The organism is Nocardioides daejeonensis, from assembly GCF_003194585.1.
GTDB lineage: Bacteria > Actinomycetota > Actinomycetes > Propionibacteriales > Nocardioidaceae > Nocardioides > Nocardioides daejeonensis.
The window spans coordinates 498700-505480 of record NZ_QHKZ01000004.1 but is presented as its reverse complement, the minus strand read 5'-3'; the positions used below and the strand labels follow the sequence as shown (position 1 = coordinate 505480).

Annotated in this window: 5 protein-coding genes; all 5 read right to left on the bottom strand. The window is 69.2% G+C overall.

What is annotated here, in order from left to right; translation table 11 throughout:
* Window positions 1–337: 337 nt before the first annotated feature.
* Window positions 338–781 carry a hypothetical protein gene (locus DNK54_RS13525; protein ID WP_110207468.1) on the bottom strand — a complete coding sequence of 148 codons (444 nt, stop codon included), beginning with the start codon at window positions 779–781 and terminating at the stop codon, window positions 338–340.
* Window positions 782–1047: 266 nt separating this feature from the next.
* Window positions 1048–3015 carry an acyl-CoA dehydrogenase family protein gene (locus DNK54_RS13520; protein WP_110207467.1) on the bottom strand — a complete coding sequence of 656 codons (1968 nt, stop codon included), beginning with the start codon at window positions 3013–3015 and terminating at the stop codon, window positions 1048–1050.
* Window positions 3016–3056: 41 nt separating this feature from the next.
* Complete coding sequence (locus tag DNK54_RS13515) at window positions 3057–4325, bottom strand: NlpC/P60 family protein (protein ID WP_162602457.1); 1269 nt, start codon at window positions 4323–4325, stop codon at window positions 3057–3059.
* A gap of 274 nt (window positions 4326–4599) precedes the next feature.
* The gene (locus DNK54_RS13510) at window positions 4600–5652 is read right to left on the bottom strand and encodes a phosphatase PAP2 family protein (protein WP_239460084.1); all 1053 of its coding nucleotides are present in this window, start codon (window positions 5650–5652) and stop codon (window positions 4600–4602) included.
* 127 nt (window positions 5653–5779) lie between these two features.
* Window positions 5780–6778 carry an ABC transporter ATP-binding protein gene (locus DNK54_RS13505; RefSeq protein ID WP_239460083.1) on the bottom strand — a complete coding sequence of 333 codons (999 nt, stop codon included), beginning with the start codon at window positions 6776–6778 and terminating at the stop codon, window positions 5780–5782.
* Between the last annotated feature and the right edge of the window lie 3 nt (window positions 6779–6781).

Below are 6781 nucleotides of genomic sequence, written 5' to 3'. Positions count from 1 at the left end.
CACCGGGGCCTCCTACGACTGTGGACAGGCCGAGCAGGCGCCTCCTGCTCGGTAACCCACGAACATGCGTGGCGAGGCCCCGGCCCGCAACCCCCTCACCCCGAGGCGGTCACGTCATACCGTCTGAGGTAGGTCGAGGTCGCGCCAGGTGGCGCTGCCGATCACTCCGGCATCAGTCAGCGCCCACTCTGCGCCTGGGCGGTCGGGAAAGAGCCCGGCCGAACTGCACCACCGCCCCATCGGAGGTAGCTGTCTGCTGGAGGGCATTGCCACGCCACCACACGGTCGAGCCTGATCGGGCGATCCACCCTGGTGCGAACCGCCGAAGAGCCGGCGCTCATTCGGCGTCGCCGTACTCGGGTTCGCAGTCGGGTTGAGGCTTGGGGGCGCAGAGTGCCAGTGTCGACGTCAGTCGCTTGACGAGCGTACGCGCGCCGTCTCGATAGGTGATCTTGACGCTTGGGACAGTGGTTCTTCCTGACCTCACCACCTCGAAGCCAAGGAAGATCTCGTAACCGTGCTTCCTCGCATCTTTGCCCGGCCTCAGTACGGCGCCGACTGCCTCCTCCGTTGGGAAGACGTCGCGATGCACCGGCGGATAGGCGTAGTCGAGCTGGACGAATCCGATAGTTCGGTCCATGCCTGCTATCCGTGAGCCGAGATAGCGGAGTCCTTGCCCCTTGATCTCTGGTTCGACGGCAACGAGCGTGAGGCGATGATCGGTGTTGTTGAAGACTACGAGTTGCCCAAGAGAGAAGACATCACCCACGTTGGCATCCATGGTCGTACCCGTGTCCTCTAGGCCGGCCAGCGGGCCCTTGGACGAGTCATGGTCAGAATGCTCCGAGTCGCCGCTACCGCCGCAACCCGCCAAGAGGGCGCTCGTCAGGACAGCGACAGCGGCTCGTTGGAACCTCAACTTCGTCGGCTTCCTTCTCGTCGGCAGGGGTTGTGCTGTCAGTTCGATCACTGAATCACAACCCCGCGGGCGCCTCTTCGCAGCCGATCACTCCGGCGTACCCATCGCCGGGACAAGCGCCACGGGCCCTACTCGCCCCAAGTGAGCAACTCCTCGGCACGGAGCACCTCGGGCGGGATGCCGAAGGCGTCGACCAGGTCGACGGCCAGCGGTCGCACCTTGCGGCACAGGTCGTTGACCTCCCGGCTGATCGCCTTCGAGCGCTGCGTGGTCAGCCGGCCGTGCTCCATGAACCAGGCGCGGTCCGCCTCGATCGTGGTCAACGCGTGCAGGTCGACCAGCAGGCCCAGCGCGGTCTTCTCCTCCGACTCCGCCAGGCTGTCGACCTTGTCGATGAAGGCCTCGAGCACCAGCCGCTCCACATGGGCGTGGGCAGTGGCGATCACATGATCCTGGACGCGGGAGAAGACCTCGCCGGCATCCATGCCCTGGTCGACACCGCGCTTGAGCCGGCGCGCCACGCCGCTGATCATGTGCTGCTCGCGGAAGCGCAGCATCGCCACCTGGTAGTTGGGGTCGAGCAGCCCGGCCTCCTGGTCCCACTCCTCGCCGCCCGGGAGCAGATCGCGCACCCGCTCGAACAGCTTGGCCACGTTGGTCCGCTCGATCACGGACTCGACCGCGAGCTCGGCGACGAAGCGAACCATGCCGAGCTGGTCGAGATCCTCGAACTCCGAGGAGTAGCCGGTGAGCAGCCCCTTGGCGACCAGCTGCATCAGCACGGTGTTGTCGCCCTCGAAGGTGGTGAACACATCGGTGTCGGCCTTCAACGCGGCAAAACGATTGCGTGACATGTAGCCCGCTCCACCGCAGGCCTCGCGGCACTCCTGGATGGTCCGCGTCGCATGCCAGGTACCCAGTGCCTTCGTACCCGCAGCGCGAGACTCCAGCGCCCGGCGCGGACCCTCGTCGTGCTCGGGGCTGCTGAAGACCACACCGAGCTCGCGGACCAGCACCTCCTGGGCACAGTGCAGCGCGTAGGTGCGGGCCAGCAGCGGAAGAAGACGCCGCTGGTGCTGCCCGTAGTCGAGGAGAAGCTGCTCGGGCTGGTCCTGGCCGGTGGTGAACTGACGCCGCCGGTCGGCGTACCGGACGGCGACGGCAAGAGCCACCTTGGCCGCGTTGATCCCGGCGCCTCCGACGGAGACCCGGCCGAGGACGAGGGTGCCCAGCATGGTGAAGAAACGTCGGTTGGGGTTGTCGATCGGCGAGGAGTAGACACCCTCGGCCGAGACGTCGGCGAAGCGGTTGAGGAGCGCCGTCCGGGGGATCCGTACGTCGTCGAACCAGATCTGGCCGTTGTCGACCCCGTTGAGCCCGAGCTTGCGCCCGGAGTCCTCGATCCGGACGCCCGGCAGCACTCGGTCACCGTCGCGGAGCGGCACCAGGAAGGCATGCACGCCCTCACTGCGGCCGTCGATCAACAGCTGCGCGAAGACGACGGCGAGCTGGCCGTGGCGGGCAGCGTTGCCGATGTAGTCCTTGCGGGCCGCATCGTCCGGGGTGGTGATCACGAACTCGTCGGTCGCCGGGTCGTACGTCGCGGTAGTACCCAGCGCCTGAACGTCCGAGCCGTGACCACGCTCGGTCATGGCGAAGCAGCCCAGCAGGGTGCCGTCGATCGCCCCTGGCAGGTAGGCGTCGTGATGCGGCTTGGTGCCCAGCTGCTGGATGGCACCGCCGAAGAGCCCGAACTGCACGCCGATCTTCACCAACAGCGAGAGGTCGCCGAAAGCCATCGTCTCGAAGGCCGCGACCGACGCCGCCACATCGCCGGCACCGCCGTACTCGCGGGGCATGCCGAGCGCGGTCTGGCCGGTGGCGGCCACCTCGACGACCACATCGCGCACCCGGTCGCGGAACTCGTCGGTGCTCAGCTCCTCGGCCTCGAGGAGGATGCCGCGGTGCTTGGCGAGGTTCTGGCGGACGAGGCGTCGTACCTCGGTGTGATCGCCGTCGAGGATCTGCGTGAGGGCGGGAACGGACGGGGTGGGCTGGCGGTAGCCGGCCTCGGGCTGCGACTCGTCGATGGCCATGCCCCGAGGCTAGGGCATGGCTGGCAACGGGAACCCGCGCGTCAGGGTCGCGCGAAGAAGTTCGGCGGGATCCAGTAGTACATGGACTCCTGAGTGACCGGTCGGCCGGTGCGGGGCGCATGCACGATCTGTCCGTTGCCGACGTAGAGCGCGACGTGATGGATCGACGAGGGGTTGCTCGACGTGCCCCAGAAGACGAGATCGCCGGGCCGCAGGTCGCCGGGGGCGATCGGAGTCGAGGCGGCGTACTGGCCGACCGAGTAGTGCGGCAACGCCTTGCCGCCACGCTGCCACGCAGCCATCGTCAGGCCGGAGCAGTCCCAGGCGTCGGGGCCAGCGGCACCCCACACATAGCGGTCGCCGATCTGGGCCTTCGCGAAGGCGATGGCGGCCGCAGCAGAGCCGCTCGACACGGGCGGTGCCGGCGGGTCGGGCTGCGGATCCGGCGCTGGGTCGGAGGTCGGGCCGTCGTTGGCGTCGTCCGGGGCCGGGGTGGCGGGCTCCTGCTTCGCTTGCTCCTCGGCCTCCCGTTCGGCGGCGCGACGTGCCCGCACCCGGGCGCGCTCCTCCAGAGCACCTTGGCGGCGAGCCGCGAGCGAGACCGAGACTCCCTGGAGACGGGCGAGCTCGGCGACCAGGCTCTCCTTCTGGCGGGCGACGGCCTGCGCCTCGGTCAGTGCCGCCTGCTCCGCCTGCTGCGCCTCGCGGCGGGTCCGTTCGGTGCGGGCAGCCAGGCGCTCCGCTTCTGCGCTGGCCTGCTCGGCATCGTCGGTGGCGAGCTCGGCGAGCTCGGCGGCTGCTCCTTCAGCGGCCTCCAGATCCCGGATCGCGGTGGTCGTGCCGTAGTAGGTGTTGGCCTGGGTGAGGACGCCGTCGATGCCGTCTTCGCCGGCGATCGCCGAAAGCGCGCTCAGGGCAGGTGCCGACTCGTACTGACTGGCGAGCAGCGCGTCGAGCTCCGCGCGCCGGTCGGCTAGGTCGGAGCGCGCCTGCTGCTCAGCGGCCGCCGCCTCAGCGGCACGCTGCTTGGCCTGGCCGAACTCCCACCGAGCGGCGCTCCACGCCTCGTAGGCCGCCGCAGCACGGACGCTCGCCTGCTCGGCACGTTGGTTGGCCAACACCAGGTCGGTGCGTACGGCGGCGACGTCTCGGCGCGCGTCGGTCGCGGCACGCTCGGCGCGGCGTACATCGTCGCGGGTCGGGGTGTCATCCGGCTGGGCAGCCGCCTGCCAGCTGAGCGATCCGCCGAGAAGCACCCCCGCCAGCGCGACGGGGACAGCCAGCCGAAGTCGTCGGTCTGTGCTGCGCACCTGGCTGTCCTCTCGTCGGCTCTGCCCCAGTGACTTCCCCTTCACTCGGGCAACGCGAAGCACGCTAGTGCTCTCACGTCACAAAAGAAACAGGAATCTTCAATTTTCTCAACTTTCACGGCGTGTCGGCTTGCAAACTACATCGTTGTAGTTTTCGATCCTGCGCCCCACGCGTCACACTGCGTGACGAAAACACCCGCTTGTATGCCGTAGCTACGGCATACAAGCGGGTGTTTCCCCGCCCGGGCGGGGAATCTGACGGCGCCCGGGCGGCTCAGTCGTCGGCTTCGATGGGGACCTTGGAGGTCGTGGTCGTGGGATGGGACGAGAGCCCGTGTCTGTCGAACTTCTGGCCGGAGGCCAGGCCGCCGAGGAAGAAGGAGATGAGGGCGATGGCGACGCCGGCGACGTCGTCGGCAACGTAGTGCCAGCCGAAGTAGAGGGTGGCGATGACGGTCAACGTGAAGTTGGTCCACATCACCCAGCGCACCCAGCGCAGCCGGATCGTGTACTGCGCCATCAGCGCCCACAGGAGGCTGACGCCGGTGTGCAGGCTGGCGAAGGCCGCGACCGTCTGCGGGCCGTCGTAACCGGCCCACCACAGCGCGGCCTCCCTGCTGTTGGAGAGCGCGTTCATCAGGTCGGTGGTGCCGGTGTGGGTGAGGTCCAGGTAGCGCGCCTGGTACTCGAAGCCGGGGCCGAGTGACGGCAGCATGTAGTAGGTCGCCGTGCCGAGCGCCCAGATCAGGCACTGGCTCGTCACGAACCAGTAGCCGTAGGAGATGTTGCGCGACCACACGCACCAGATCGCCACGAAGACCGCGACCATCGGGATGAAGAGCAGGTAGATGCTCGAGAGGATGTGCGCGGCGAAGAACGTGCCGAAGATCCCGTGCACCACCTCGGCAGGGGTGTGCCCCAGGAAGATGGCCCGATCGAGCAGGTCGAGCGGGCGGTCGTAGTTGGTCTGCCGGCCCATGATGTCCGGCACGAAGGACTTCAGGTTCCGGTAGCTGACGTAGGTGACGTAGAAGCAGATGATCCCCAGGAAGACCAGCGTCAGCCGCTCGCGGTTCCAGTGTGCGCGCCAGCGCTCCCGGACGATGGGCCACATCGCCTTCGGGCGCCCCTTCGAGAACCACAGCGCACGCGGCACCATGTCGGCGAAGAGCGCTGCCAGGCACAACATCGGCAGTCGCATCCACGAGGGTCCGAGGAAGCCGTCCGGGTCGATCAGACGCTTGCCCAGAGCGGTCGCCGCGATGAACGCGAGCACCACCATGAGACCGGCGACTCCGACAAGGAGGGCGTAGGCGCGGCGATACACGCGGGGCAGTTTAGAGGATCGGCGCTGGCCACCCGGCCCCGCGCGCAGGCCGCCCCGTCCCGATCCATCTCCGGCAGCGGGTCGCCGACCACCGCGCCGCTCCCCCACCAGCGCCGTACCGCGAGCCTCAGTGCGACAGGACGGCGAGCCGATCCGGCACGACGCGAAGGCTCACCTCGGCCCCGACCTCCGCCCAGACGCCGGCCTGCCGCGCGACCGCGGCGATCTCACCGATCCCGGGCACCGCCACCGTCAGCCGCAGCAGCTCGGGGGCGGATCGGAAGGCCACGATCCGGCCCGCCAGCGGCCCGTGCTCGTCGACCTCGAGGGCGGAGCGCCGCAGGGCGACCGCGCCCCCGCCGCTCCTCCCCGCCGCGCGCAGCAACAGCGCCGCGGCGTCTCCTCGCACGACACGGTCGTATCCGAGGAAGTCGGCCGCCTCGGCGTCGACGGGGGCCGCCCACACGTCTGCCGGAGTCCCGGACTGCACGACCCGGCCGGCGCGCATCAACGCCATCCGATCGGCCACAGCGAACGCCTCCTCGTGGTCGTGGGTGACCAGCAGGGCCGTCGTACCCGCCGCGGTGAGGATCTCCCGCAGTTCCCCGGCCAGCCGGTCCCGCAACGCCGCATCCAGGGCGCTCAGCGGCTCGTCGAGCAGCAACAACCGCGGCTCTACGGCGAGCGCTCGTGCCAGCGCCACCCGCTGCCGCTCGCCGCCGGAGAGGGAGTCCGGCCGGCGTTCGGCGTACGCCGACAGCCCGACCAGCTCCAGAAGCTCGGCGACCCGGTCCCGCACCTCCGCGCGCGGCCGCCGCCGGATCCGGAGGGGATAGCCGACGTTGCCGGCCACGGTCTTCTGGTTGAAGAGCTGGCCGTCTTGGAACATGAGGGCGAAGCCGCGTCGATGCGTCGGCACCCGCGCCAGATCCTCCCCGTCGGCGCGCACGCAGCCGGCGGCCGGCGGCTCCAGCCCCGCCACCGCACGGAGCAGCGTGGACTTGCCGCATCCGGACGGACCGAGCACTGCCAGGATCTCGCCGCGCTCAACGCGCAGGGAGACACCGTCGACGGCCGAGGTGTCGTCGTACCGCACCGTCAGGTCGTCGATCTCGAGCATCGCCATGTC